The 25,242-nt window shown below is 65.8% G+C and carries 20 protein-coding genes and 1 pseudogene; 7 read left to right on the top strand and 14 right to left on the bottom strand.

Annotated elements, in window-relative coordinates:
* Nucleotides 1–309 precede the first annotated feature (309 nt).
* From M5C98_RS10715 to dapC, 6 genes are all read right to left on the bottom strand, one after another.
* Nucleotides 310–2,343, bottom strand: coding sequence for an ABC-F family ATP-binding cassette domain-containing protein (locus tag M5C98_RS10715; RefSeq protein ID WP_272552688.1), 2,034 nt, complete (start codon nucleotides 2,341–2,343; stop codon nucleotides 310–312).
* A 145-nt stretch (nucleotides 2,344–2,488) separates the two neighbouring features.
* Nucleotides 2,489–3,436, bottom strand: coding sequence for a 50S ribosomal protein L3 N(5)-glutamine methyltransferase (gene prmB / locus M5C98_RS10720; RefSeq protein ID WP_272552689.1), 948 nt, complete (start codon nucleotides 3,434–3,436; stop codon nucleotides 2,489–2,491).
* On the bottom strand, nucleotides 3,433–4,608 hold the full coding sequence (gene dapE / locus M5C98_RS10725) for a succinyl-diaminopimelate desuccinylase (protein ID WP_272552690.1): 1,176 nt from the start codon (nucleotides 4,606–4,608) through the stop codon (nucleotides 3,433–3,435). The genes prmB and dapE overlap by 4 nt, the downstream gene beginning before the upstream one ends.
* 39 nt (nucleotides 4,609–4,647) lie before the next feature.
* Nucleotides 4,648–5,808: a PilT/PilU family type 4a pilus ATPase gene (locus M5C98_RS10730; protein ID WP_272552691.1), complete on the bottom strand. Its 1,161-nt coding sequence runs from the start codon at nucleotides 5,806–5,808 to the stop codon at nucleotides 4,648–4,650.
* Between the two features lie 82 nt (nucleotides 5,809–5,890).
* Nucleotides 5,891–6,715: a 2,3,4,5-tetrahydropyridine-2,6-dicarboxylate N-succinyltransferase gene (gene dapD, locus M5C98_RS10735; protein ID WP_272552692.1), complete on the bottom strand. Its 825-nt coding sequence runs from the start codon at nucleotides 6,713–6,715 to the stop codon at nucleotides 5,891–5,893.
* 8 nt (nucleotides 6,716–6,723) lie between these two features.
* Nucleotides 6,724–7,926 carry a succinyldiaminopimelate transaminase gene (gene dapC, locus M5C98_RS10740; RefSeq protein ID WP_272552693.1) on the bottom strand — a complete coding sequence of 401 codons (1,203 nt, stop codon included), beginning with the start codon at nucleotides 7,924–7,926 and terminating at the stop codon, nucleotides 6,724–6,726.
* Between the two features lie 214 nt (nucleotides 7,927–8,140).
* Here dapC and M5C98_RS10745 point away from each other — a divergent pair, with 214 nt between their 5' ends.
* The gene (locus M5C98_RS10745) at nucleotides 8,141–9,637 is read left to right on the top strand and encodes a methyl-accepting chemotaxis protein (protein ID WP_272552694.1); all 1,497 of its coding nucleotides are present in this window, start codon (nucleotides 8,141–8,143) and stop codon (nucleotides 9,635–9,637) included.
* Between the two features lie 36 nt (nucleotides 9,638–9,673).
* Here the strand turns inward: M5C98_RS10745 and rsxB are convergent, their stop codons facing one another.
* The 4 genes from rsxB to dusA form a co-directional block, all read right to left on the bottom strand.
* Nucleotides 9,674–10,357 carry an electron transport complex subunit RsxB gene (rsxB, locus tag M5C98_RS10750; RefSeq protein WP_272552695.1) on the bottom strand — a complete coding sequence of 228 codons (684 nt, stop codon included), beginning with the start codon at nucleotides 10,355–10,357 and terminating at the stop codon, nucleotides 9,674–9,676.
* The gene (locus M5C98_RS10755; RefSeq protein ID WP_272552696.1) at nucleotides 10,354–11,778 is read right to left on the bottom strand and encodes a polyhydroxyalkanoate depolymerase; all 1,425 of its coding nucleotides are present in this window, start codon (nucleotides 11,776–11,778) and stop codon (nucleotides 10,354–10,356) included. Before M5C98_RS10755 ends, rsxB begins: the two co-directional genes overlap by 4 nt.
* 216 nt (nucleotides 11,779–11,994) lie before the next feature.
* On the bottom strand, nucleotides 11,995–13,062 hold the full coding sequence (locus M5C98_RS10760; protein WP_272552697.1) for a GTP pyrophosphokinase: 1,068 nt from the start codon (nucleotides 13,060–13,062) through the stop codon (nucleotides 11,995–11,997).
* 132 nt (nucleotides 13,063–13,194) lie between these two features.
* Nucleotides 13,195–14,172, bottom strand: a complete 978-nt coding sequence (gene dusA / locus M5C98_RS10765) for a tRNA dihydrouridine(20/20a) synthase DusA (protein ID WP_272552698.1) — start codon at nucleotides 14,170–14,172, stop codon at nucleotides 13,195–13,197.
* Nucleotides 14,173–14,378: 206 nt separating this feature from the next.
* On the opposite strand from dusA, the gene M5C98_RS10770 reads away from it, so the two are divergent.
* Complete coding sequence (locus tag M5C98_RS10770) at nucleotides 14,379–14,885, top strand: hypothetical protein (RefSeq protein WP_272552700.1); 507 nt, start codon at nucleotides 14,379–14,381, stop codon at nucleotides 14,883–14,885.
* Between the two features lie 190 nt (nucleotides 14,886–15,075).
* Here M5C98_RS10770 and M5C98_RS10775 read toward each other — a convergent pair whose 3' ends face one another.
* On the bottom strand, nucleotides 15,076–16,038 hold the full coding sequence (locus M5C98_RS10775) for a LysR family transcriptional regulator (protein ID WP_272552701.1): 963 nt from the start codon (nucleotides 16,036–16,038) through the stop codon (nucleotides 15,076–15,078).
* 104 nt (nucleotides 16,039–16,142) lie between these two features.
* On the opposite strand from M5C98_RS10775, the gene M5C98_RS10780 reads away from it, so the two are divergent.
* From M5C98_RS10780 to M5C98_RS10790, 3 genes are all read left to right on the top strand, one after another.
* Nucleotides 16,143–17,246, top strand: coding sequence for an alkene reductase (locus tag M5C98_RS10780; protein WP_272553248.1), 1,104 nt, complete (start codon nucleotides 16,143–16,145; stop codon nucleotides 17,244–17,246).
* Between the two features lie 70 nt (nucleotides 17,247–17,316).
* Nucleotides 17,317–17,814, top strand: coding sequence for a nuclear transport factor 2 family protein (locus M5C98_RS10785; protein ID WP_272552702.1), 498 nt, complete (start codon nucleotides 17,317–17,319; stop codon nucleotides 17,812–17,814).
* A gap of 404 nt (nucleotides 17,815–18,218) precedes the next feature.
* Nucleotides 18,219–19,238 (top strand): alpha/beta hydrolase, encoded by a 1,020-nt coding sequence (locus tag M5C98_RS10790; protein ID WP_272552703.1) that lies wholly within the window; start codon nucleotides 18,219–18,221, stop codon nucleotides 19,236–19,238.
* A gap of 66 nt (nucleotides 19,239–19,304) precedes the next feature.
* Here M5C98_RS10790 and M5C98_RS10795 read toward each other — a convergent pair.
* Nucleotides 19,305–19,609, bottom strand: a pseudogene (locus tag M5C98_RS10795) (PIN domain-containing protein); the annotation flags it as partial.
* Nucleotides 19,610–19,775: 166 nt separating this feature from the next.
* Complete coding sequence (locus tag M5C98_RS10800; RefSeq protein WP_272552705.1) at nucleotides 19,776–20,228, bottom strand: Lrp/AsnC family transcriptional regulator; 453 nt, start codon at nucleotides 20,226–20,228, stop codon at nucleotides 19,776–19,778.
* Between the two features lie 156 nt (nucleotides 20,229–20,384).
* Between M5C98_RS10800 and M5C98_RS10805 the strand changes: the two genes are divergently transcribed.
* Together M5C98_RS10805 and xopAP are read left to right on the top strand one after the other, a co-directional pair.
* Nucleotides 20,385–21,506, top strand: a complete 1,122-nt coding sequence (locus M5C98_RS10805; RefSeq protein WP_272552707.1) for a saccharopine dehydrogenase family protein — start codon at nucleotides 20,385–20,387, stop codon at nucleotides 21,504–21,506.
* 190 nt (nucleotides 21,507–21,696) lie between these two features.
* Nucleotides 21,697–22,914: a XopAP family type III secretion system effector gene (gene xopAP, locus M5C98_RS10810; protein WP_272552709.1), complete on the top strand. Its 1,218-nt coding sequence runs from the start codon at nucleotides 21,697–21,699 to the stop codon at nucleotides 22,912–22,914.
* 95 nt (nucleotides 22,915–23,009) lie between these two features.
* Here xopAP and M5C98_RS10815 read toward each other — a convergent pair whose 3' ends face one another.
* Nucleotides 23,010–25,091, bottom strand: a complete 2,082-nt coding sequence (locus M5C98_RS10815; protein ID WP_272552710.1) for a sensor domain-containing diguanylate cyclase — start codon at nucleotides 25,089–25,091, stop codon at nucleotides 23,010–23,012.
* Nucleotides 25,092–25,242 lie beyond the last annotated feature (151 nt).

A 25,242-nucleotide genomic window follows, 5' to 3' on the forward strand; every position in this document is an offset into this window, starting at 1 on the left:
AGGCGCTGGCGGAGGCTGCGATGTCGAGGGGACTGGAGCCTTCTGGGCCGATGCGCCAGCCCTCAGAGGCGGGCCGGTGCGCGCTTGCGGTCGCGTTCGTCTTCGGGCCAGGCGGACATGATAGCGGTGGTATTCATACGGTTATCTCCTGTGATGGATGAACAACGCCCCGCCCGGAAAGCCCGTTGACAGAAGAATGCAAAAAAACGCAACCAGTTGGCGGCAATTTTTTTGCTCCTAAATTAATAGCTATTAAAGCAAGTGCCATCTGTACCAGAACTGCAATTCAGTGGCAATGGTTACATGGTTTTACGCTTCGTTGGCTTGAGATTCGAGGGCCTCCACCTCGGATGAAATTTCCAGCCAGCGTTCTTCGAGCCGGTCGGTTTCATCGGTGCACGCTTTCAGTCGACGGCCGTTTTCGGCGATTTCGGCGGACGGCAGTGACTGGGTCAGGCGTTCCTCGATCTGGCCCTTTTCGGTCGTCAGTGCGGCCAATCGTTGATTGATCTGTTCGAGTTCGCGTTTCAGAGGGCGTGTTTTCTCGGTCAGTTGTTGCCGGGCCTGGGCGCCGAGCTTGCGTTGCTCTCGCGCATCGCGTGCCACGGGCGCTGCAATGGGCGCCGCTGCAGCAGGGGGTGCCGTCGTTGCCGCCACCACGGGCGCGGTCACGGCCACTGCGGGTGCTGAAGCCGCTGCCGACTCGGCCGCCTTGGCCTGTTCACGCAGGCGCTTGGACTCTTCGAGCAGATAGCGCTGGTAGTCGTCCAGGTCGCCGTCGAAGGGTCCGACCACGCCGCGTCCCACCAGCCAGAATTCGTCGCAGACCGCGCGCAGCAGCGCCCGGTCATGGCTGACCAGCATCACGGTGCCCTCGAACTCGTTGAGCGCCATGGACAATGCCTCGCGCGTCGCCAAATCCAGGTGGTTGGTGGGTTCGTCCAGCAGCAGCAGGTTGGGGCGCTGCCAGACGATCATCGCCAGCACCAGACGGGCCTTCTCGCCACCGCTCATGGTGCCAACCGACTGCTTGACCATGTCGCCGGAGAAGTTGAAGCTGCCCAGGTAGCTGCGCAGGTCCTGCTCGCGGCTGGGTTCGCGGGCGCTGGCGCCCATTTCCCTGGCCAGGCGGATCATGTGCTCCAGCGGATTGTCGGCGGGCCGAAGCACGTCCAGCTCCTGCTGCGCGAAATAGCCGATCGACAAGCCCTTGCCCTCGATGACCGAGCCGGCCAGCGGCTTCATCTCGCGCGCGATGGTCTTGACCAGCGTGGACTTGCCCTGGCCGTTGGCGCCCAGAATGCCGATGCGCTGGCCTGCCAGCACGGAGCGGCTCACGTGCCGCAGGATGGTCGTCGGCTCGCCTTCGTCGGGCGTGTAGCCGAACGATGCGTCGCTGATCGCCAGCATGGGGTTGGGCAGGTTGACGGGCTCCTTGAACTCGAAGGTGAACTCCGCCTCGGCCAGCAGCGGCGCGATCTTTTCCATGCGCTCCAGCGCCTTGACGCGGCTCTGCGCCTGTTTGGCCTTGCTGGCCTTGGCCTTGAAACGGTCGATGAACTTCTGCAAGTGGGCGATCTTGTCCTGCTGCTTGGCGAACGAGGCCTGCTGCAGCTCGATCTGCTGCGCGCGCAGTTCCTCGAAGCGGCTGTAATTGCCGCCGAAGCGGTTCAACTGCGCGTTCTCGATCTGCAGCGTGACGTTGGTGATCGCATCGAGGAATTCGCGGTCATGGCTGATCACGATCAGCGTGCCGGCGTAGCGCTTGAGCCAGGCCTCCAGCCACACCAGTGCATCCAAGTCCAAGTGATTGGTGGGCTCGTCGAGCAGCAGCAGGTCGCTGGGGCTCATCAGCGCGCGCGCCAGTTGCAGGCGCATGCGCCAGCCGCCCGAGAAGCTGTTCACTGGGTGTTCCAGTTCGGACACGCGGAACCCCAGGCCCAGGATCAGCGCCTGGGCGCGCGGCACGGCGTCGTGGTCGCCGGCATCGGCCAGGTCGGAATAGGCATGCGCGATGGCCATGCCGTCTTCGTCCTGCTCGGCGCGGGTCAGCGCCTGGCGCAGTTCGGCCAGCCGGGTGTCGCCGTTCAGCACGAATTCGGTGGCCGACTCCGAGGTCTCGGGCATGTTCTGCGCGACCTGGGCCATGCGCCACTGGGGCGGCACGAAGAAGTCGCCGCCGTCTTCGTGCAGCGTGCGGTTGAGCAGAGCGAAGAGGCTGGATTTGCCCGCGCCGTTGCGTCCGACCAGGCCCACGTTCTCTCCGGGGTTGATGGTGACGGAGACGCGGTCGAGCAGGACCTTCGCGCTGCGGCGCAAGGTGACGTTTTTGAGTGTGATCATCGATAAAAGCCAGCAAGGGTGTTCAAAAGAAACACCCGGAGAAAAATCCAAGGGCCCGGCGGCAGCCGTGGCCCGGCGCGTGCCACCCGGGGCGGCATGCGCGAAAGGGTGGGGCGCACGGGCGGCCCCGGTCAGCGCGCTGAAATCAGGTCGGGTGTGCCACCAAAGCCTCGCGGGTGATGAGCAGCACCTGGTCTTCGCCTGCGCTGGTGTCGAGCCAGAATACGGGAAGTTCCGGAAATGCCGCCTCGAAATGGTGGCGCTCGTTGCCGATCTCCAGCACCAGCACGCCGTCTTCGGTCATGCAGCCGGGCGCCTGGGCGAGCAGGCGGCGCACGAAGTCCATGCCATCCGTGCCACCCGCGAGCGCCAGTGCGGGCTCGGCGCGGTACTCCTGGGGCAGCGCGGCCATGCTCTGCGCATTCACGTAGGGGGGATTGCAAAGAATCAGGTCCCACGGGCCGGGCACGGCGTCCAATCCATCCGACAGCTGCAGGGCCACGCGGTCCTGCAGGCCATGCTTGTCCACATTGATGCGGGCCACGGCCAGCGCGTCGGGCGAGAGGTCGGCCCCGGTGATCTGCACGTCCGGATAGACCATGGCCGCCAGGATGGCCAGGCTGCCGTTGCCAGTGCACAGGTCCAGCACGGCGCGCGTCTGCTCTCCCAGAAAACCGTCGATGCCGCCGTCCACTGGCGGATTCACCAGCAGCTCGGCAATGAAGCTGCGCGGCACGATGGCCCGCTCGTCCACATAAAACGGCACACCTTGCAGCCACGCTTCGCGCGTCAGATAGGCCGCGGGCTTGCGGGTGGCGATGCGTTCTTCGAACAGTGCGGCCACCTGGGCCTGATCGGCGGCGGCAACGGCGCGGGCGGAGACGGGCTCCAGGCCATCGTCCAGCGGCTCGTCCAGGGGAATGCCCAGGCGCCACAGCACCAGCCACACGGCCTCGTCGCGCGCATTGGTGGTGCCGTGCCCGAAGGCCACGCCCGAGGCCTGCAGCCGCGCGGTGCCGGAGGCGATGAGGTCACCGACCGTGCCGCCGTGCACCACCACAGCATGGGCAGCGGATTGCGAACCCATGCTCATGCGGCCGCCTGTGCGTTCAGATGCTCGAGCGTGCGGCGGTAGATGTTCTTCAGCGGCTCGATGTCGGCCACGACCACGTGCTCGTCGATCTTGTGGATGGTGGCGTTAGGGGGGCCCAGTTCGATCACCTGCGGGCAGATCTGGGCGATGAAGCGCCCGTCGCTGGTGCCGCCGGTGGTGGACAGCTCGGTGGCCAGGCCTGTTTCATCCAGGACTGCCTGCTGCACGGCCCGCACCAGTTCGCCGGGCTCCGTGAGAAACGGCTGGCCGCCCAGCGTCCAGGAAAGGCCGTATTCGAGGCCATGGCGGTCCAGCAGCGCATGTACGCGCTGTTTCAGGCCCTCGGCCGTCGATTCGGTGGAAAAGCGGAAGTTGAAGTCGATCACCACCGCGCCCGGGATGACGTTGGTCGCGCCCGTGCCGCCGTGCATGTTGCTGATCTGCCAGCTGGTGGGCGGGAAGAAGGTGTTGCCCTCGTCCCAGCGGATGGCGGCCAGTTCCGCCAGCGCCGGCAGGGCCTGGTGGATGGGGTTGCGCGCCAGTTGCGGGTAGGCGATGTGCCCCTGCACGCCCCGCACGGTGAGCCGCCCGCTCAAGGTGCCGCGGCGGCCGTTCTTGATCATGTCGCCGGTCTTCTCGACCGAAGTGGGTTCACCCACGATGCAGTAGTGCAGCGCCTCGCCGCGTTCGCGCAGCCGATCGACCACGACCTTGGTGCCGTCCACCGAGGGGCCCTCTTCGTCGCTGGTGAGCAGGAACGCGATCTGCAGGTCCGGCTCGGGCGTGGCCGCCAGAAACTCTTCCACGGCCACGACGAATGCGGCGATCGACGTCTTCATATCGCTTGCGCCGCGGCCGTAGAGCTTGCCGCCCCGGTGCATGGGGGTGAAGGGATCGCTGCCCCATTGCTCCACCGGGCCGGTGGGCACCACATCGGTGTGGCCGGCGAATGCTACTGTTTTAATAGCATCACGCCCTAGTATCGATTGCGCTGCGGGCCGTTTTGCCCACAAATTGCTGACCCGGAAATCCTGCGGCCCGCTGTCCATGCGTTCGCATTCGAAGCCGAGCGGCCGCAGGCGGTCGGCCAGCAGCTCCAGGCAGCCCGCGTCGTTGGGGGTGATGGAGGGGCGGGCAATGAGCTGTTCGGCCAGGTGCAGGGTTCGGGACATCGTGTGGGCAGGCGGTTCGGACGAAAGAGGGCGGGCAGGTCAGGACGGCTTGACGTCCAGCACGATCTCGGTAAAGGACGGCTGGTCTTCCTCTTCCCGCGCGGCCTCGCTCTGGGCTTTGGCGTTCTTGGAGGCCAGGGAGAAATCGTTTTGCAGGCGCCACATCAGATTGGTGGGCGAATCGGCATAGGCCATGCCTTCCTTGCGGTCGATGCGGCCTTCCAGGATGAGCTGGGCCAGCGCCTCCTCGAACGTCTGCGAGCCTTCGGCCATGGACTTTTCCATGGCTTCGCGCACGCCGGAAAAATCACCCTTCTCGATCAGGTCGCCCACCAGCTTGGTGTTGAGCATGACCTCGACGGCGGGGACCCGCTCGCCGGCCGGGGTGCGCACCAGGCGCTGCGACACGATGGCTTTCAGCGCCGAGCCCAGGTCGCCCAGCATGGTGGGGCGCACCTCGACGGGGTAGAAGCTCAAAATCCGGTTGAGCGCGTGGTAGCTGTTGTTGCCGTGCAGCGTGGCCAGGCACAGGTGCCCGGATTGCGCGTATGCGATGGCGGCGGACATGGTCTCGCGGTCGCGGATTTCGCCGATCAAAATCACATCGGGTGCCTGGCGCAGGGCGTTTTTCAGGGCGATCTGCAGCGACTGCGTGTCGGCCCCGATCTCGCGCTGGTTCACGATCGACTTCTTGTTGCGGAACTGGTATTCCACCGGGTCTTCCACGGTCAGGATGTGGCCGGTGAGCTGCTCGTTGCGGCTGTCGATCATCGACGCGAGCGTGGTGCTCTTGCCCGAGCCCGTGGCCCCCACGACCAGCAGCAGCCCGCGTTTTTCGAGGATGAGGTCGCTCAGCACAGGCGGCAGGTTCAGCGTGGCCAGCGGCGGAATGTGCTGGGCGATGAAGCGGATCACCACCGCGTAGCTGCCGCGCTGGCGCATCGCGCTCACCCGGAAGCGCCCGACCCCGGTGAGCGGCACGCCCATGTTGAGCTCGCCGGTTTCCTCCAGCTCCTCGATGCGGTCGGGCGGAACGATCTCGGCCAGCAGGTTCTTCGGCGCGTCGGCCGGCAGCACCTGCGTGTTGATCGGCACGCACTCGCCGTTGATCTTGATCAGCGCCGGCGCGTTGGCCGACAGGTACACGTCCGACGCCCGCTTTTCGGCCATCAGTCGAAGAATCCGTTCCATCGTGCTCATGGGGACTTCTCTTTCGTTCGTCGAGTGCGGGTGGCGGGTGAGGCGGATCGGATGGATCTCGGGCAGTGCGGCGTGCGGCGCCTTAATCGCGCAGCAGGTCGTTCAGGCTGGTGGTGGAGCGGGTCTTGGCGTCCACCTTCTTGACGATGATGGCGGCGTACATGCTGTAGCGGCCATTGTCCTTGGGCAGGCTGCCGCTCACCACGACCGAGCCGGCCGGCACGCGGCCGAAGCTCGTCTCGCCAGTGGCGCGGTCATAGATGGGGGTGCTCTGGCCGATGTACACGCCCATCGAGATGACGGAGTTCTCTTCGACGATCACGCCTTCGACGATTTCCGAGCGTGCACCGATGAAGCAGTTGTCCTCGATGATGGTCGGGTTGGCTTGCAGCGGCTCCAGCACGCCGCCCAGGCCCACGCCGCCGGACAGGTGCACGTTCTTGCCTACCTGGGCGCAGCTGCCCACGGTGGCCCAGGTATCGACCATGGTGCCTTCGTCCACATAGGCGCCGATGTTCACGTAGCTGGGCATCAGGATGGCTCCCTTGGCGATGTAGCTGCCGCGGCGCGCCACGGCGGGGGGCACCACGCGCACGCCGGTGGCGGCCATTTCCTGGGCCGACAGGTGGCCGAACTTCGTGGGCACCTTGTCGTAGAAGCCCAGCTCGCCGGCCTTCATGATTTCGTTGTCCTTCAGGCGGAACGACAGCAGCACGGCCTTCTTGATCCACTGGTGCACCGTCCACTGGCCGACGCCTTCGCGGGTGGCCACGCGCAGCTTGCCGTTGTTCAGCTCGGCGATCACGTGTTCCACGGCGTCCTTCACCTCCTTGGGGGCCGCGGCGGGCGAGAGGCTGGCGCGGTTGTCCCAGGCGTTGTCGATGAGGGTCTGAAGTTGTTGGGTCATGGGTCGGTTCAGGGATGGGATTGGATGAATTGCACGATGCGCCGGGCTGCCTCCACGCATTCTTCGGCTTCGGCCACGAGGGCCATGCGGATGCGCTGCGCGCCGGGATTGACGCCGCCGGCCTCGCGGGCGAGGTAGCTGCCGGGCAGCACCGTCACATTGTATTGAGCGAGCAGTTCGCGGGCGAACTCGGCATCGGTCAGGCCGAGGGCGTCTGGCACGCGGGCCCAGAGGTAGAAACCCGCGTCGGGCAGCGCCACGTCCATGACGCTGGCCAGCAGCGGCGTGACTTCTTCGAACTTGCGCCGGTAGAGCGCGCGGTTGTCGTCCACATGCTGCTCGTCGTTCCAGGCCGCGATGCTCGCGCCCTGCACGGCCGGGCCCATGGCGCTGCCATGGTAGGTGCGGTAGAGCAGGAAGGCCTGGATGAGCCGGGCGTCGCCCGCCACGAAGCCGCTGCGCAGGCCGGGTACGTTGCTGCGCTTGGACAGGCTGGTGAAGGCGACCAGGTTGCGGAAGTCGGCACGGCCGAGCCGGGCTGCAGCCTCCAGCCCGCCCAGCGGCGGCTCGTCCCGGAAATAGATCTCGCTGTAGCACTCGTCCGAAGCGATGACGAAGCCGTGGCGGTCGCTCAGCTCGAAGAGCTTTTTCCACTCCGCCAGCGGCATGACCGCGCCGGTGGGGTTGCCGGGAGAGCACACGAAGAGCAGTTGCGTGTTCTGCCACACGCTTTCGGGAACGCTGTCCCAGTCCACGGCGAAGTTGCGAGCCGGGTCGCTGGGAGCGTAGTAGGGCGTTGCGCCCGACAGCAGCGCTGCGCCTTCGTAGATTTGATAGAAGGGATTGGGGCAAACCACCGTTGCGCCCGCGCGCGTTGGGTCGATGATGGTCTGCGCGAAGGCGAACAGCGCCTCGCGCGATCCGTTGATGGGCAAGACCTGCGTGGCCGCATCCAGCGCCAGGCCATAGCGCCGCTGCATCCAGTCGGCGCAGGCCTGGCGAAGGCGCAGGTCGCCGGCCGTGGCGGGGTAGCTGGCCAGGCCCGACAGGCTTTGGGTGAGCGCTTCCTTGATGAAAGCGGGCGTGGGGTGGCGGGGTTCCCCCATGCCGAGGCTGATGGCGCGGTGCGACGCCGGGGGCGTGACCCCCGCGAAGAGCTGTCGCAGCCGCTCGAAGGGGTAGGGCTGCAGGTGGGAGAGCAGGGGATTCATGGGCCGCCATTATGGTGGATGGAGGGCGGCCTTCCGCCGGCTGCGCGCCCGCCCGCGGCGGTACTGGCGTGGTGGGACAAAGCGGATGGCTGCCGGCCGGCCCGAGCCGGATTCGTGGCAGGGTGCGGCTTTTTTGCGGCCGGGTGCGTGTCAATCGTGCGTAAGTCGCACCCTCTAGCATTTGCGCACTAAAAGCGCTTTGGGAGACATCGGAATGGGTTCATTTTCGCCAATGGGGCCGGGGGTGCGGCTGATGCGCCGCTTGGCTCTGCCCGCCAAGATGGCGCTGCTGTCCGTGAGCGCGCTGGCCTCCCTGCTGGCCGTGGCGCTGGCAACGGACGGGCGGTGGTGGTGGTTCGCCGCCGGAAGCGTGCTGGTGGCCTACCTGGCGGCTGCGATGCACCGTGGCATGGCGGACGACCTGGCGGTGCTGGCCCATGCCATGGACAGCGCGGCCCGCGGCGACCTGGGTGCGCGGCCGCGCATCGCGGGGCGGGACGAGATGGCCCGCCTGGGCGGCCTGCTGGAGCGCATGGTGCTCATGCTGTCCTCGATGGTGGCCGACATCCGCAGCAATGCCGCACTGGTGGCCCATGCCGGCGAAAGCCTGGCCTCCGACAACCGGGCCCTGGCCGAGCGCACCGAGCAGCAGGCGGCCAATCTGGAGCAGACCGCGGCCAGCGTCGAAGAGCTTTCGTCCGCCGTGCAGCAGAACGCCGAAACCGCCCGGTCGGCAGACCAGCAAGCTGCCCAGGTGCGCACGTCGGTCGATGCCGGCGCGCAGGCCATGGGCCGGGCGGTGCAGTCGGTCGAGGCCATCCAGCAGGGGGCCAGCCGCATGGCGGAGATCACCGCGGTGATCGACGGCATCGCCTTCCAGACCAACATCCTGGCGCTGAACGCAGCGGTGGAGGCAGCGCGCGCGGGCGAGCAGGGCCGGGGGTTCGCCGTGGTGGCGTCCGAGGTGCGCTCCCTGGCCGGCCGCTCGGGCGCGGCGGCGCGGGAGATCCGTGACCTCATCAGCGATTCGGTGCGGCAGGTGGAAACCAGCGCGCAGCTGATCCGCGCGGCGGGCTCGGGCATCGCCGAGATGGCGGGGGGCGTGCGCAGCGTGGCGGCCAACGTGAGCGAAATCTCGGCCTCCAGCGCCGAGCAGAGCACCGGCCTGAGCGAAATCAGCGCCGCCGTGCAGCAGCTCGACCAGATCACCCAGCGCAATGCCCAGATGGTGGGGCAGGCCGTGCACCAGGCCGAGGCGCTGGAACACCGCGCCTCCACCCTTTCGCGCGCGGTGATGTCGTTCCGCCTGCAGCAAGGCACGGCGGACGAGGCCAAGGCCCTGGTGGAGCGGGCCGCCGCCCTGGCGCGCACGGCACCGCAGGCCAGCCTGCTGCGAACGCTGACGGACGCGGCCCAGCCCTTCCATGACCGCGACATGTATGTGTTCGCGCTGCGCTCGGACGGCACCTACCTGGCCTTCGGCGGCAACCCGGCCAAGGTCGGGTCCCGGGTGCAGGACATTCCCGGCATCGACGGCGCCGCGCTGATGGCGTCCATCGCGGGTCAGGCCGAGCAGGGGCCGGGCTGGGTGGAGTACGACATCACCAATCCCGCCACCGGCCGGGTGCAGACCAAGATGTCTTTCGTGTGCAAAGCCGGGGACATCTACCTGGGCTGCGGCGTTTACAAGTCGCTCATCGCGTCGGCCTGACTGCTTGGCTGCCCGCAAGGGCGCGAGCCGCCCGCGTCAGCCCGCAGGGCCGGTGGAACGCCTGGCGCGGGCGCGCGCCATGGCCGCGGCGATGGCGGCCTGCTTGGCATCGCCGGGCGATGCAGAAGACACCGCCGAGCTTGCCTCGGCGCAGGCCCCTGCGGGGAGCAGCGCAGGCGGTGCAACCTCCGCCACCTGGGCTTCGCGAGCCAGCCGCTGAGTGCGGGCCACGTAGCGGTCACGCGCATGCCCCGCTTGCGCCGGGGACCAAGCCTCCCAGCCGGTCGCGCTGCCACTCGCGTTTTCAAGCACGATGCAATCGACCGGGCACACCGGAATGCACAGTTCGCAACCCGTGCAGTGGTCCTCGATCACCGTGTGCATCTGTTTGTTGGCGCCCAGGATGGCGTCGGTCGGGCAGGCCTTGAGGCACAGCGTGCAGCCGATGCACCAGGCCTCGTCGATGAACGCTACGGCGCGCGGCCCCTCGGTTCCATGGTCGGCCGACAGCGGCAGCACGGGCCGCTGCGTCAGGGCGGCCAGACGTTCCACGCCTTGCGCGCCGCCGGGGGGGCATTGGTTGATGCCGGCCTCGGCGGTGGCCACCGCCAAGGCATAGGCTGCGCAATCGGGGTAGCCGCAGCGGGTGCACTGCGTCTGCGGGAGCGCCGCGTCGATGCGCGCCGCGAGCGCGCGGACGGCATCCGCGGCGGGGGTCAAGCCTTGCGGGGCGCGCGCTTGCTGCGCGGCGCGCTGGCGGCTGTGGCCGCGGCCTTCAACCCGGCGGTTTCCGCCTGCACTGCCGCGGCAGCGCCGGTGCGGCGGCGCGGTGCGTCGTCGCTGGGCAGCGTCGTCGCGACCGCCTCTGCGGCATGCGCAGGCTCATGGGCCAGGATGAAGTCCCGCACCTGGGGATACACGAGATCGCGCCAGCGACGGCCGCTGAAGATGCCGTAGTGGCCTGCGCCCTTCACTTCATAGTGGCTGCGGTTCTTCTCGGCGATGCCGGTGCACAGGCTGTGCGCGGCCTCGGTCTGGCCGGAGCCCGAGATGTCGTCCAGTTCACCTTCGACGGTGAGCAGGGCGGTGGTGTGGATGTCCTGCGGGCGCACGCGCTCGGGCTGCCCCTCGGGGGCGCGAACATCCCAGGTGCCATGCACGAGGCTGTAGTCCTGGAAGACGGTCTTGATGGTCTCGAGGTAGTAGTCCGCATCCATGTCCAGCACGGCGTTGTATTCGTCGTAGAACTTGCGGTGGGCCTCGGCGCTGGCATCGTCGCCCTTGATGAGGTCCTTGAAGTAGTCGTAGTGGCTGGTGGCGTGGCGGTCGGGGTTCATCGCCACGAAGCCCGTGTGCTGCAGGAAACCGGGGTACACGCGCCTGCCCGCGCCGGGGAAGCTGTCGGGCACGCGGTAGATCACGTTGTTCTCGAACCATTCGTAGCTGCGGTTCGTGGCCAGGTTGTTCACCGCCGTGGGGGATTTGCGCGCGTCGATGGGGCCGCCCATCATGGTCATGGACAGCGGCGTGGTCTCGCCGCGGCTGGCCATGAGCGACACGGCAGCCAGCACCGGTACCGTGGGCTGACACACGCTCACCACGTGGCAGTTGCCGTAGCGCGACTGCAGGTGGCGGATGAACTCCTGCACGTAGTTCACATAGTCATCCAGATGGAAGGCACCGTCGGCCAGCGGCACGAGGCGGGCATTCTTCCAGTCGGTGATGTACACCTTGTGGCCCTGCAGCATGGTGCGCACGGTGTCGCGCAGCAGCGTGGCGTAGTGGCCGGACAGCGGCGCCACGATCAGTACGGCAGGCTGCTGCTTGATGTGCGTGAGCGTGGCAGGGTCGTCCGAGAAGCGCTTGAAGCGGCGCAGTTCGCAAAAAGGCTTGTCGATCTCCACGCGCTCGTGGATGGCGACATCGGTGCCCTTCACGCTGACGGTGTGGATGCCGAACACCGGCTTCTCGTAGTCCTTGCCCAGGCGGTACAGCAGGTCGTAGCCCGCGGACATGCGTTGGGCGAATACCGTCTGGCTGAAGGGCGACACGGGGTTGCTGTAGAGCTTGGAGGCGGTCTGGGCAAAGTCCGCGAACGGCTCCATGAGCGAACGCTGGGTTTCGTAGATGTTGTAAAGCATTTGGCGCGAAACTCCGGATATGTTGCAGTGCAATATAGCAGTACCACGCAACCCCTGTATGGCGTGAAAGTACTGACAACGAGTCACCTATGCGACAAATAGAAACAATTGCCGGGCCGTGAAAAGCCATTGAGACGCTATTAAATATATAGCAATATGCCCTAGTGCTGATTGCGATGAGGGCTATTTTTGCGGTTGGCTCAAAGGCGTGCCCCGTCAGGCCTGCTCTTTCAGCCAGGCCTCGAAGGCCTCGCGCGAACTGTTGCGCAAAGCCCGACGGAAAGTCGCGCGGTCGCCAAGGTAAAGGCAATGGCGGATCACGGTGTAGGCGTTGAAGCTGCCCTGCGGGTTGTGGTCTTCGAAGTGCTGCTTGTAGCGTTTGACGGTGCCGATGGTGGCGCGCATCAAGGTGTTGAAGCGTGCGCGTGTGATCGTCGGCGACCATGCGCGGATGTCGTCCACGAACAAGTCCACCTTGTGCGGCTCGAACTCCTGGTCCTTGAAGAAATGGTTCGCGATCTTGAGGAAGGTGAATGCATTGAGTTCGCTGCCGGGGGCCTGCGCCTGCTCGGCCGGCGTGGATTCCAGGTCGCTCTCTTCGGCTTCGGCGGTTTCGTCGGGTGCCTGCAGCAACTCGGCCTCGGTGGCGTCGCGGATCTGCAGGAACTCGCGGTCGGCCAGCTCGAACAGGGCCGACAGCACGTTGATGCGGCGCTTGAGCTGCCCGGGGATCGATTTCTTGTACTTGATCTTGTGGTCCAGCACGCTCCAGGAGTCCTGGATGATCGTTCGCACCTGCAACTCGAACGGCTGGTTGGCATAGGCCGCGTGTTCGGCCAGGGCCGCCTGCGTCGGCGTCAGCCGCAGGTCGAGGTGCAGGCCCTTGTAGCCGAAGGAATCCTCGGTGCTCTCCACCGCCGTCACCTTGTCGGTCACGTCGATCACCTCGAAATGCGAGCGCACGGCCTGCGCGACTTTTTCCAGTTCGTCTTCGTACAGGCACACCACCCGCACACCGATCAGGTCGGTGATGTAGTGGCGGATCTCGTAAGGGGTGTTGCTTTCTTCCAGCGCCGCGCGGTACTTGCGCGAGAACTTGTTCACGCATTCGCGGCGGTCCTTCACGCGCCCCTCGACCTTGGTGATGTCCAGGTGGGGCGTGCGCGAGAGGATGGCCTGCAGCAGCGCCATATAGGACGCGCAGGCGTACTGCAGCGCAGGCAGTTCCTGGGCGTAGATGGCTTCGAAGGTTTTTTCTTCCTGGGAGAAATCGAGCGAGGGCATGGCAAAAAACGGTGCTGAGGTGCGATGGCCTCCAGGGCGGGCCATCGGCAAGCGCCATCGTAGTCCAACTGCATTGCCATGGCGAAGGCAAGCGGACTGGCCCGGTCAACTTCGCGTGGGTGCCGACGGGACTTACCGTGCGGGCGCCAAATCAGCCGAGGCGGCCATCGGCTCGCCGCGCTGCGGCGCCTGCGCCAGGGCCATGACCTCATGCGCGGGCAGGCCCTTCAAGCGGTGGTCGCTCCACACCTGCCGCCAGCGCCGGGCGCCGGGCAGGCCATGGCGCAGCCCGAGCATGTGCCGAGCGATCGAGTACCAATGCGTGCCGTGCAGTGCCGCCTCGCGGGCCATGTAATCCACCATGGCGGCCTCGATCCCTTCGCGCGTGAGGGCATTGTCGGCAGTGCCGAAGTAAAGCGCATCCCAGCGCGCAAGCCACCAGGGGTTGTGGTACGCCTCGCGCCCCACCATGGCGCCATCGACCCGGCCCAGGGCATCGGCCACGGCCTCGTCGGTGGCGAGGCCACCGTTCAAGGCGATGGTGAGGTGCGGAAAGTCGGCCTTGAGGCGCTGCACCACGTCGTAGCGCAGCGGCGGGACCTCGCGGTTCTCCTTGGGCGACAACCCTTTGAGCCAGGCGTTGCGCGCATGGACGATGAACACGCGGCAGCCCGCATCCGCCACGGTGCCGACGAAGTCGCGCACGAAGCCGTAGTCCTCGCTCTGGTCGATTCCGATGCGGTGCTTGACCGTGACCGGCACGTCCACCACATCGACCATGGCCTTCACGCCATCGGCCACCAGTTGCGGCTCGTTCATCAGGCAGGCGCCGAAGGCACCGCGCTGCACCCGCTCGCTGGGGCAGCCGCAGTTGAGGTTGATCTCGCCATAGCCCCATTGCGCCCCCAGCCGCGCGGCCTGGGCCAGATCGGCCGGCTCGCTGCCGCCCAGTTGCAGGGCCACCGGGTGCTCTTCGGCGTTGAAGCGCAGGTGCCGCTCGACGTCGCCATGGATCAGCGCGCCGGTGGTCACCATCTCGGTGTAGAGCAGCGCGTGGCGGCTCAGCAGGCGGTGCAGGTAGCGGCAGTGGCGATCGGTCCAGTCCATCATGGGAGCCACACTTAACCGCCAAGGTGAAAATTTCGAGCTAAGTTTTTGATTTACTTCAGTTCTCATGCATTCCTTGCTCCCTGCCGTAGTTGCATTCCGGGGCGTTTTTTGGGGGGTTCCAGCTCCCCAAGGTCAACTCTTCGGTGCAACTCACGGGCAAAGTTGCACCACACAAATTCATCCAGTTGCACCGGAGATCACACCCTATGCCATCCATCCAAAAACGCGGCGACAAGTTCCTGGCGCAGGTGCGCATCAAGCAAGGCGGAGTCGTGATTTTCTCAGAGTCGAAGGTCTTCGAAAAAGAAGTGATGGCCAAGACCTGGGGTGACAGGCCCGAAGCGAAAGTGAAGAAGGAAGGCCCCGCCAAGCACGCTGCGAGCAAGATCACGGTCGGCGAGCTGGTGGACAGGCATCTGGCGGCGCAGATCAAGTACCGGCCCCTGCTCGGCCGTTCGACGATCCACAACCACCAGAAGATCGCCGACGCGTTCCGCAAGGTGAAGGTCAGCGACCTGACGAAGGAGTTCGCCCGTCGAAACCAGCACCACCAAACCAGCATCGACATGATCCCCATCTACAGCTTCGCTTTGGCCTGCCCTCGGCGTCTGGGTGAGCTCGGGAAGATGGGGTGGAAGGATATTGATACCAAGCGTCGCACCATCCTTCTTCGTCAGGTCAAGCATCCGAAGAAAAAGGAGTACCACGACTAAGTCATTCCACTGCTGGAGCCAGTGTGGAATCTTCTGGAGACCATCCCAAAACTGGACGCAAGACTGTTCCCGCACAACATGGATAACTGTGCCGCGAGACGACGGTCACTGTGAAATGGCTGCGTCAGGGTCAGGGGGTGTTATGTCTGAAATAGGGGGTTTGCAACAAATCCTCACCAAATCATAACGATTACGCTTTATTGGCATTGAGCATGAAATCAACGAATGCGCGAAGCTTTCCTGGCATGTGCTTGCGATGGGGGTAATACAGATGGAATGCGTCGTCCATAGCGCTGTGCTGCTTGAGAATCTGCCGCAACTCGCCGCTGGCCATCTCTTGCTTTGCGAACTCCTCGATCACGAAGCCGATGCCGAGACCTTGTACCGCCGCGTCCACCACAGACCGCATCTCGTCGAATAGAAGGCGCCCCTGCACGTCGATTTGCACCATTTGGCCATGTGCATCGAACCTCCATTCGTACCACCGGCCTCCCACGGAATAGCGTTGCCGAATGCAGTCGTGCTTCAACAGATCATTGAGGGACCTGGGTTCCTTGCGGTGTTGAAAGTAGTTCGGGGCGGCCACCAGAATTCTTTTCTGCACCGATCCCAGCTGCATGGCAACCATGTCGTTCTGCACCTTCTTGCCCATGCGTATGCCCATGTCAAAGCCGGCGCTCACGATATCGCCGAGCAGGTTGTCCAGGGATATCTCGACATGGATCAGCGGGAAACTCGCTAGAAATGCCTCCAGATGCGGCTCGATCAATATGCGGTACGCAACGTATGACGTGTTGACCCGCACCGTGCCGGACGGCTGATCAGTCGCAAGCAAAGTCTCCGCCAAGGAGTTCTTGATGAGTGCGAGCGCGGGTGCCAATTTTGAATGCAGTGATGCACCCGCTTCGGTCAGGCTGACGCTGCGCGTGGTTCGGTTGAAAAGCCGCACATTCAATTGCGCTTCTACCGCCTTGATGGTGCGGGACACCGCTGTCGGCGTAACGCCCAGTTCGGCCGCCGCCCGGGCAAAGTTCAAATGCCGGGCCGCCGCCTCAAACGTCAAAAGCCCCGGAAGGTGCACCGGTGGCGAGGCGGCTGCCACGCCCTCAAGGCCGGCCTGCATTGCATCTTCAATTGTGAGCTTTTTGTTCATAATCTATCTCTGCTTGTGACTATTTACGTCATTATTGCCGGCCTCCATACTTCCTGCATCACATGAATTCACCACGCAACGTGGTTGCTCAAAAGGAACAAAAAATGGCGTCTGGCAACTCTTGCAGCGATCTTTTCTCGCCCGTGGCGATGGGTGCCCTGGCGCTTGCAAACCGCATCGTCATGGCGCCGCTCACCCGCAGCCGCATGGGTCGCGACGGCGTGCCCAACGAAATGCATGCCCGCTACTACGCACAGCGCGCCAGTGCGGGCCTGATCATCAGCGAAGCCACCAACATCTCTGCCCAGGGGCGCGGCTATGCACTGACGCCTGGCTTCTGGACGGACGATCAGGTTGCCGGCTGGAAGGAGGTGACCGACGCGGTGCACGCAGCCGGGGGCCTGATCGTCTGCCAACTGTGGCATGTGGGCCGCTTCTCGCATGTGGACCTGCAGCCGGACGGGGCCGCGCCGGTGGCACCGTCAGCGGTTCGGGCACAAGGGCAGACCTACACCGAAAAGGGCATGCTGGATGTGTCGATGCCACGGGCACTGGAAACGTCCGAAATTCCCGGCGTCATCGCGCAATACCGGCACGCCGCGGAGTGTGCAAAGCGCGCCGGCTTCGACGGTGTGGAAGTGCATTCCGCCAACAGCTATCTGCTGGATCAGTTCTTGCGCGATTCGACCAACCATCGCAGCGACGCCTACGGCGGCTCTATCGAGAATCGCAGCCGGCTCACCTTGGAAGTCACTGCAGCGGTGGTTGAGGTCTGGGGCCACGACCGCGTTGGCATTCGGCTCTCTCCAGTGACACCGGACGCAGGCAACACGCCTCTGGACAGCCAGGTCATGCAGACGTACGGCTACGTGATCGAGCAGTTGAATCGCTTCCAGCTGGCATACATGCACTTTGTCGAGGGCGCTACGGCCACCTCGCGGACTGTGCCCGAAGGCATAGACCTCGACGCATTGCGCGCACGGTTCAAAGGCCCCTACATCGGCAACAACAACTACGACCTCGCGCTGGCGGTGGATCGCCGCTCTAAAGGCAAGGTCGATGCCGTCGCCTTCGGCCGTCCTTTCATTGCCAATCCCGATCTGGTGCATCGACTGAAGACGGGCGCTGGCCTCGTTGTTGCCCCTCGGGAAACCTACTACGGAAACGGCGCCAAGGGCTACACGGACTGGCCTGCACTGGCGGAATGAGCAGGTGTGTGCAGACCCATCACCCGATGTGAAGCGAAGAGTCATTGCGACTCTCATCAGGAGTAATCGAATGAAAGCGACCTTTCTCAAGACTTTGATTTTCGCGGCGATCGCTGTCGGCATGGGCGCTACCGCCCACGCCGCAGACGCGCCAACCCGACCCCAAGCCAACCAAGGAAAAACCATGAGCAAGCCAACGTACGTGCAGGATTACCAAGCCATATCCGAAGTGCTGAACAAGTACATCGAAGGATGCAAGCAGGCCAAGAGCAGCATCATGAAGTCCGCCTTCAGCCCACAGGCGACGATGTACAGCGTCGGCCCCGATGGCAAGCTGACCGGGGGCGCGATCCCGATCCTGTTCGAGGGTATCGACAAGGACTTCCGCCCGTCCCCTGACGCTGCTGCCGCGATCACCCGCATAGAGATCGTCGGTACGGCGGCCAGCGCCCGCATCGACGCCAACGACATGTCGGGCATCTCGTTCACCGACTTTTTCCATCTGTTGAAGGTCGATGGCCAGTGGACGGTAGTCAGCAAGATATTCCAAGCCCACGCGGCGCCTTGACCAGCTATCTGCACAGCGAATCCGAGGCCCACGACCAAGTCGGCCTGCCGGTTAACTCAGTCCAGTGGGCATGGCGCCCAGGTATCGCCGATCATGGTTCGCACCACGTCGCCGGGCGCCGCTAGAGATCGCCCACGACTGCATGGGATCTGCCCGAAGGACAAGCCGCACAAAGCCCGCTTTCAGCAAGGCAATCATGTTCGGCGTTGGCGCCGAGGCAGGTCTTCAGGCGAGCCGAGCAGAAGCTACTCGGCGGTGTGAGCACAGATTCCTGTCCGTCGCGTGAAGCTCAAAGTGCCATGGTCCGCACCGAGGTCGTCGGCGCCACTGCAAGCACCGCCCACATCGACACCGCCGACATCTCCGGCTAGCGCTTTTCACTTGCTCACTAACCAGAAAATTTCATGAACACCCTCAACTCCGCTCTCGCCGCTTCCGCCCTGACCGTTGCGGTTGGTAGCGTTTCTGCAGCCGACAGGCCCGGCGTCGAACGCAACACTGCAAAATTTCTGCAGTCCCTTGAAGGCGGCAAGACGCTCGACACCATGACGCCGGCCGATGCGCGCGCCGCGCTGGTGGGTGCCCAGGCCGCACCTCTCGTGGCTTTGCCGGTGGCTGACGTCAGCGAGAAGACGATTCACGTCGATGGCAGCGACCTGAAGCTGACCATCGTGCGCCCGGCTGGCAGCAAACAGAAGACCCTGCCCGCGTTCATGTACTTCCATGGCGGTGGCTGGGTGCTGGGCGACTTCGGGACCCACGAGCGGCTGGTGCGTGACCTGGTGACCGGCTCGGGCGCGGTAGCGGTCTTTGTCAACTACACCCTGTCGCCTGAGGCAGGACATGGAGTCGCCATCGAGCAAGCCTATGCCGCGACCAAATGGGTCGCCGAGCATGGCAAGGAGATCAAGGTCGACGGCACGCGCCTCGCCGTGGCTGGCAACAGCGCAGGCGGAAATTTGGCCGCCGTGGTTGCCTTGATGGCGAACGAGAAGGGCGCACCGGCACTGCGTTCGCAAGTATTGCTGTGTCCTGTGACGGATGCCAACTTCGACACGCCATCGTATAAGGAGTTTGCCGACGGCTACTTCCTGACAAAGGACTTGATGGTGTGGTTCTGGGACCATTACACGACCGACGCCGAGGCGCGCAAGCGAATCTACGCTTCGCCGCTGCAGGCGACGACCGAGCAACTCAAGGGCTTGCCGCCGGCGCTGATCCAGACTGCCGAATTCGATGTCCTGCGCGACGAAGCCGAAGCTTACGGACGCAAGCTCGACGCTGCGGGTGTGCATGTCAAGTCGGTACGCTACAACGGCATGATTCACGATTTTGGCCTGTCGAACGGGTTCAGCCATCTGCCGGCGCCCCGCAGCGCGATAGCGCAGGCATCGCAGGAACTCAAGGCCAACTTGAGCAGGTAATTTCAAAGGCCGCGATACTCGTGCGCCGCGAGCAACTCGGAAAGGCCGCGAGGATCCTGCGTCCATGGCCGCGGCGATGGCCGCGATGTAGCCATCGGCCGTGGCAACGGCCAAGCCAGCGCCGCGGGCCTTGGCCATCAGCGCCGCATAGGCCTGGGTGCAGGCCAGGTCAAAAGGCAGCACGCTGCCGGCGAACAAGGGCAACACACGCTTTTCCAAGTTCTCTTGCCGGCCGGCAGTAGCGCGACACCCGCCCGCAATTCCGCCTCCGTGATAGCGGAAAGGAACAAGGTCTCCATCGCCTGGGCGTCGATCCACTCCATCATGGGCGCGACGGACAGGCGCCAGGGGCCGTGGGGTGCGGTGGACATGGGCACGGGGTAGAGAAAAGCGGCGGACGGAAGGGAGAAGAACAGGGGGAAAGCAGGGCTGCGTTATCCCATCGGGCCCTGGAAGACGGATTCGAATGGAAATGCGCCCATGCCGGCGGATTGATTGCCTACGTTGCTATGCAATCAGGAGCAAGCTGCAGGGCCTTCAACCGCCTGCCCCCCGCCGGTCGATCTTGCGGCTGAGCACGATGCTGGTCTGCGTCTGGTGCACGCCTTCCAACTGGCCGATGCGATCGAGCAGCGCATCGAGCTGCTCATGGCTGGTGCAGCGCAGGAACACCAAGTAGTCGAACGCGCCGCTCACGGCCGAGACTTCCTCCACCTCCGGCACCGAGCCGAGCATGCGCAGCACCGCCGGCGAGGCCTTGGGCAGCACGCTCAAGCTGCACCAGGCGCGCACGGCCTGGGCCTCCAGCGGCGCGCCCAGGCGAACGCCGTATCCGGCCACGATGCCCTCGCGCTCCAGCCGGGCGATGCGCGCCACGACCGTGGTGCGGGCCAAGCCCAGGCGGCGCGCCAGCAGCGCGGTGCTTTCGCGCGCGTTGGCCTGCAGCAGGCTGAGCAGGCGGCGATCGGTGGAGTCCATCTCGGTGGCCATGGCGGTCCTCGTTAGCAGTTCGGATCGATGCGTCGGATATTTTCGCCGTATCGACGAACGATGGACGCAAATACGACGTTTTGCACGCTACACATCGACGCAGACCACCCATAGCATGGCTTCATCCTTTCGTAGTCAAACCCTCAGGAGACCGCCATGCCTTCCACCCCCATTTCCCACCGCATCGCCATCCTGGGCGCGGGCCACATCGGCTTCGCCATGGCCGTGCTGCTCCAAGAAGCTGGCGGCTACGAGGTGACCGTGGCCGACCGGGACCCCGAGGCGCTGGCCCGCGCGGGCGCGCTGGGCGTCGGCACCGCGCTGCTGCAGGACGATGGCGCCCTGGAGGCGGCCGTTACCGGCCAATTCGCCGTGTTGAACGCACTGCCGTTCCACCGCGCGGTGCCGGTCGCCACGGCGTGCGTTCGCCAGGGGGTGCACTATTTCGACCTGACGGAGGACGTGCGCAGCACGCAGGCGATCCGCGCCCTGGCGCAGGGCGCCCGCAGCGTGCTGATGCCGCAGTGCGGGCTGGCGCCGGGCTTCATCGGCGTGGTGGGCAACGATCTGGCGCAGCGCTTCGACACGCTGAACGACCTGCGCATGCGTGTCGGGGCATTGCCGCGTTACCCGCTGGGCGCGCTGCGCTACAACCTGACGTGGAGCACCGAAGGCCTCATCAACGAATACTGCAACCCCTGCGAGGCCATCGTGGACGGCCAGCCGACCACCGTGGCGGCGCTGGACGGGCTGGAGACCTTTGCGCTGGACGGGGTGGAATACGAAGCCTTCAACACCTCCGGCGGGCTGGGCACGCTGCCCGAAACCTGGGCCGGCCGCGCCCGCCGCATGGACTACCAGTCGATCCGCTACCCGGGGCACTGCGCCATCCTGAAGCTGCTGCTGAACGACCTGCGCCTGCGCGACCGGCGCGATCTGCTGAAAGACATTTTCGAGGCCGCGATTCCCGCGACCGAGCAGGATGTGATCGTGGTCTTCGCCAGCGCTTCGGGCCTGCGCGGCGGGCGGCTGGTGCAGGACGCCTATTCGGCGCGCATCGTCGGCGCCAAGGTGGGCGGGCATGCGCTGAACGCCATCCAGCTGACCACGGCGGCCAGCATCTGCGCGGCGCTGGATCTGGTGGTGCAGGGCCGGCTGCCGCAGTCGGGCTTCATCCGGCAGGAGCAGATCGCGCTGGCGGATTTCCTGGGCAACCGCTTTGGGCGGGCGTACCGCGATCACGCGCTGGTACAAGCCGAGGGCGCGGCAGCGGCCTGAGCAGGAACCGGGGCGGACCCGCGGAGGAAACCCGAAAGGAGCGCGATGTGTTTCGCGGGCAAGCAGCCTTGTTCGCCCACGGCGAATTCGGACCTTGGTGCGCGCTGTGCAATAGCGGCCTCGTTTCCCATCCCCAACCCATGCGTCGGTGCCTGGGCCTGCTGGCCCAGCATCCGCGTACCGCTGATTGATGAAGACCGCCTTTTTTCGACCTGCCATTCCAGCGACGGCACTGCCGCAATCCGTGGGCCTGCCCGCCCGGCAAGGCCACCCGGCCAACACCCCCGTGCGAATCCCGGTGCGGCACAGCACGGCGGGGCCTTTGCACGGGCTGTCCGCAGCCCGGCCGGTGCGCCCCTCCTTGGGCTCCGAGCCGATGAGGACGCGCCTGGCGGCGCCCCTGGGCGTCGACATGGCCTCGGTCGATATCGCCGATGCCCTTTGTGCGGTCGATCTGCCGCCCGCCGGCGGTGCCTGCGGTGTGCCGGCTAGAACCATGCAGGCGTTGCAGCGGGCCGTTCTGGAGGGCATGCGGGACTTCGCGGGGCAGGCGTACACCGTGGCTTTCGATGAGATCACTGGCCGGGGCGGGATGCGCTTCGCCGCCGACCAATCCAGCGCGGCGACCAAGTGCTGGGAAAACCTGGAGCATCCGCAGGTCCTCGCGATCGTGCTGGGGTTTGCCGGCACGCGCATGGAAGACCCCGACGATCTGATGTGCGATCTCAAGTCCCAGATTCCGCGGCCCCATGCCAACCCGTTGGCCTCGGGCCTGCCCGACCTGGGACGGGTGGGCGGTGGATGGCAGGAGCGGTGGCACGCCGAAGCGCTGGCGCCCCGGGCCGACGGGCTGGATATGGCTGCCTTGCTGATGCGCTACGCCCAGATGGCAGCGGACGGCGGAAAAACGCTTTCTGTCTCGGTGGTGGGCCACAGCCTCGGCGCGGCGGTGGCCACGCTGGCCAGCTTCGACATCGCGCATTTCCTAGACGCCAACGGTGCGCGCGGCAAGGTCAGCACCTATGCCTTCAATCCCCCGCGGTTGGGAATGGAGGCCGTCGCGCGGCGCTACACCGCGCCGAAGGCCGGAGGGGGCATGGCCTTTGCGCTGCGCCAGTTCACGCGGGCCCTGGACCCGATCCAGTCCATGCCGATGCTCATGCACCACCCGGGCTGGGCGGCGTCGCCGCAGCCCGGCAGCTACTGTGCAGCGGGTAATCCCCGGATCGTCACCTACCAGGACCGTTGGGCCGACCGGGTGAACCTGTCCGCCAACCATGAGTTGCCCCGGTGGCAGCCCGTCATCGCAGACGCCATGCATGCCAGTGACCTGGATCGTATTTTCGGCACCCCGGGTCGCGAAAGCGGAGCCTCTCCGGCGGGAAGGCCTGCGCCTTCCGGCACCTAGGGCACCTCTGCACGAACCGGGCGGTATTGGCACCGACGCAGGCGGCCCGAGGCGGCCTGAGGCGTGCGACGCGGTGATTCGTGCAGGTTTCCTGTCTATCGGCCAGACGCTTGCATCGGCATGGATGCAACGGCCAGTGGTGCCTGCACCATCGGCTCGGAGCCAGCGAACCGGCGGCAGTGGTTCTTGCCGTTCTGCTTGGCCTCGTACATGGCGTGGTCGGCCTGGCGCAGCAGCAGATCGGGCGTGTCTCCATCCAGGGGATAGATGCTCAGGCCGATGCTGGCCGAGACGAAGCCCTGGCCGCGCGGCAGCGGCACGGGCTGGTGCACGGCCTGCAGCACGCGCTCGAGCAGGGGCGCGCAGTCGGCGGGAGACTGCAGCCCGCCGAGCAGCAGCACCATCTCGTCTCCGCCCAGGCGCGCCAGCGTGTCCTCGGCACGCAGGTGCGACTGGATGCGGCGCCCCACCTCGATGAGCAGCTGGTCGCCCGCTGCATGGCCATGCTGGTCGTTCACTCGCTTGAAGCCATCGAGATCGAGGTAGCACACTGCCAGCAGTTCGCTATGCCGCTGCGCATGGGCGATGGTCTGCACCAGCCGGTCGGCCAGCAGGCGCCGGTTGGGCAGGCCGGTGAGGCTGTCGTACAGCGCGATGTGTTCCAGCTCCTGCTCGTGCGCCTTGATCTGGGTGATGTCGCTGATGACCACGATGTAGTGGTGCGGATAGCCTTCGTTGCCCAATACCGCCGCGATGGAAACCCGTTGCGGCACGCCACCCTGCGGACTGCGCCCGAGCAGCTCGCCCTGCCAGTAGCCCTGCGCCTGCACGGCATGCCACACGCCGGGAAAGTCGGGGTGGGGCGCGGCGTTGTAGAGCGTTTGCACATGGCGCCCCAGGACCTGCTGTCGCGCCTCGCCGGTCATGCGCTCGAAGGCCGGATTGGCGTCCACGATGAGGCGCTCGGCATCCAGGATGAGTACGGCCTCGTAGCTGTGCGCGAACACGCTGGCGGCGATGCCCAGCCGCATCTCGGCCTCCTTCACGCCGCGCAGGTCGGTGACGAACCCCACGAACATTGGCCCCCCGGGCGCGTCGGCTCGGCCGATGGCCAGCCGCAGCGGAAAGGTGCTGCCGTCGCGGTGCAGCCCCAGCACCTCGCGGCCCGTGCCGATGATGCGCGCCTCGCCGGTGTCCAGGTAGCGTCGCAGGTAGCCATCGTGGGCGGCGCTGTCCGGCTGCGGCATGAGCATGCGGATGTTGCGGCCCAGCACGTCGGCGGCGGCCCAGCCGAAAATGCGCTCGGCCGACCGGTTGTAGTTTTGCACCGTGCCTTCATGGTCGATGGTGATGATGCCGTCCACCGCCGTGTCCACCAGGGCGCGCAGGCGCGATTCGCTGCGGCGCACCTTTCGATACATGTCGCGGTAGCGGATCAGGCCATTGGCGACCCCCGCGAAAATTCCCACGCCGGCGGTCACCAGCGCCACCGTCACTGCGAGCGTCTGCGTCCAGGCGTGGCTGTCGGGCATTTCCGGGTCGGGCTGCCCGACGAAGCGTGCGGCCGCCATGGCGGTGTAGTGCATGCCCGAGATCGCCATGCCCATGATGCTGCCCGACAGCAGGTTGGCCTGCCAGTTGGACATGCGGGTGCGTTGGTGCAGCGTGAAGCGCACCCACAGCGCCAGCACCGCCAGAACGACCGCCACCACGATCGACGCGAGAAACCAGGCCGGGTCGTAGCGCAGGTCCGGCGCCATGCGCAGGGCCTCCATGCCGGCGTAGTGCATGGCGCCGATGCCCGCTCCCACCAGCACGCCGCCCGTGGCCAATTGCCGCCGGGTGACATGCTGGCGTGCCAGCACGGTGAGGGCCACCCACGAGGCGGCCAGGCCCGGTAGCATCGACAGCAGGGTGATGCCCACGTCGTAGTGCACGGCCACGCACAGGGTGAAAGCGAGCATGCCGATGAAGTGCATGGCCCAGATGCCGGCCCCCAGCGCGATGCCGGAGGTGGCCAGCGCCAGGGTGCGGTGCACCGGTTCGTGCGTGAGGCGGGCTTGCCCCGCCAGGTGCAGGGCCAGGGTCGAAGTGGCCGCGGCCACCGCGACCGACAGCAGCACCAGCCACGGATCGTGCTGTGCCACCAGCAGATCGGCAGGGGAATCTCCTGACAAGAAAAACCGCTCCAGCATGCAAGCTCCTCCCGTGTGTCACCGGCCGTGGCCGTGAAGGGATGGCTACCGCTGTCTGGGGCGCCATCGTCTATGGATGGGTGCATCATGAAGGCGATGCCCCGCGGCGGCAAGCACCCGGGGCCGGCAAGGG

Source organism: Acidovorax sp. NCPPB 3576, assembly GCF_028473605.1.
Lineage (GTDB): Bacteria > Pseudomonadota > Gammaproteobacteria > Burkholderiales > Burkholderiaceae_C > Paracidovorax.

Coding starts and splice junctions, on each gene's coding strand:
- dusA (WP_272552698.1), bottom strand. CDS start 14,172: ATGATGGACTGGACCGATCGCCACTGCCGCTACCTGCACCGCCTGCTG.
- dapD (WP_272552692.1), bottom strand. CDS start 6,715: ATGACCCAACAACTTCAGACCCTCATCGACAACGCCTGGGACAACCGC.
- dapE (WP_272552690.1), bottom strand. CDS start 4,608: ATGTCCCGAACCCTGCACCTGGCCGAACAGCTCATTGCCCGCCCCTCC.
- M5C98_RS10715 (WP_272552688.1), bottom strand. CDS start 2,343: ATGATCACACTCAAAAACGTCACCTTGCGCCGCAGCGCGAAGGTCCTG.
- M5C98_RS10775 (WP_272552701.1), bottom strand. CDS start 16,038: ATGAACAAAAAGCTCACAATTGAAGATGCAATGCAGGCCGGCCTTGAG.
- M5C98_RS10760 (WP_272552697.1), bottom strand. CDS start 13,062: ATGCCCTCGCTCGATTTCTCCCAGGAAGAAAAAACCTTCGAAGCCATC.
- prmB (WP_272552689.1), bottom strand. CDS start 3,436: ATGAGCATGGGTTCGCAATCCGCTGCCCATGCTGTGGTGGTGCACGGC.
- M5C98_RS10800 (WP_272552705.1), bottom strand. CDS start 20,228: ATGGCCACCGAGATGGACTCCACCGATCGCCGCCTGCTCAGCCTGCTG.
- xopAP (WP_272552709.1), top strand. CDS start 21,697: ATGAAGACCGCCTTTTTTCGACCTGCCATTCCAGCGACGGCACTGCCG.
- M5C98_RS10780 (WP_272553248.1), top strand. CDS start 16,143: ATGGCGTCTGGCAACTCTTGCAGCGATCTTTTCTCGCCCGTGGCGATG.
- M5C98_RS10770 (WP_272552700.1), top strand. CDS start 14,379: ATGCCATCCATCCAAAAACGCGGCGACAAGTTCCTGGCGCAGGTGCGC.
- M5C98_RS10755 (WP_272552696.1), bottom strand. CDS start 11,778: ATGCTTTACAACATCTACGAAACCCAGCGTTCGCTCATGGAGCCGTTC.
- dapC (WP_272552693.1), bottom strand. CDS start 7,926: ATGAATCCCCTGCTCTCCCACCTGCAGCCCTACCCCTTCGAGCGGCTG.
- M5C98_RS10805 (WP_272552707.1), top strand. CDS start 20,385: ATGCCTTCCACCCCCATTTCCCACCGCATCGCCATCCTGGGCGCGGGC.
- M5C98_RS10785 (WP_272552702.1), top strand. CDS start 17,317: ATGAAAGCGACCTTTCTCAAGACTTTGATTTTCGCGGCGATCGCTGTC.
- M5C98_RS10745 (WP_272552694.1), top strand. CDS start 8,141: ATGGGTTCATTTTCGCCAATGGGGCCGGGGGTGCGGCTGATGCGCCGC.
- M5C98_RS10730 (WP_272552691.1), bottom strand. CDS start 5,808: ATGAGCACGATGGAACGGATTCTTCGACTGATGGCCGAAAAGCGGGCG.
- M5C98_RS10790 (WP_272552703.1), top strand. CDS start 18,219: ATGAACACCCTCAACTCCGCTCTCGCCGCTTCCGCCCTGACCGTTGCG.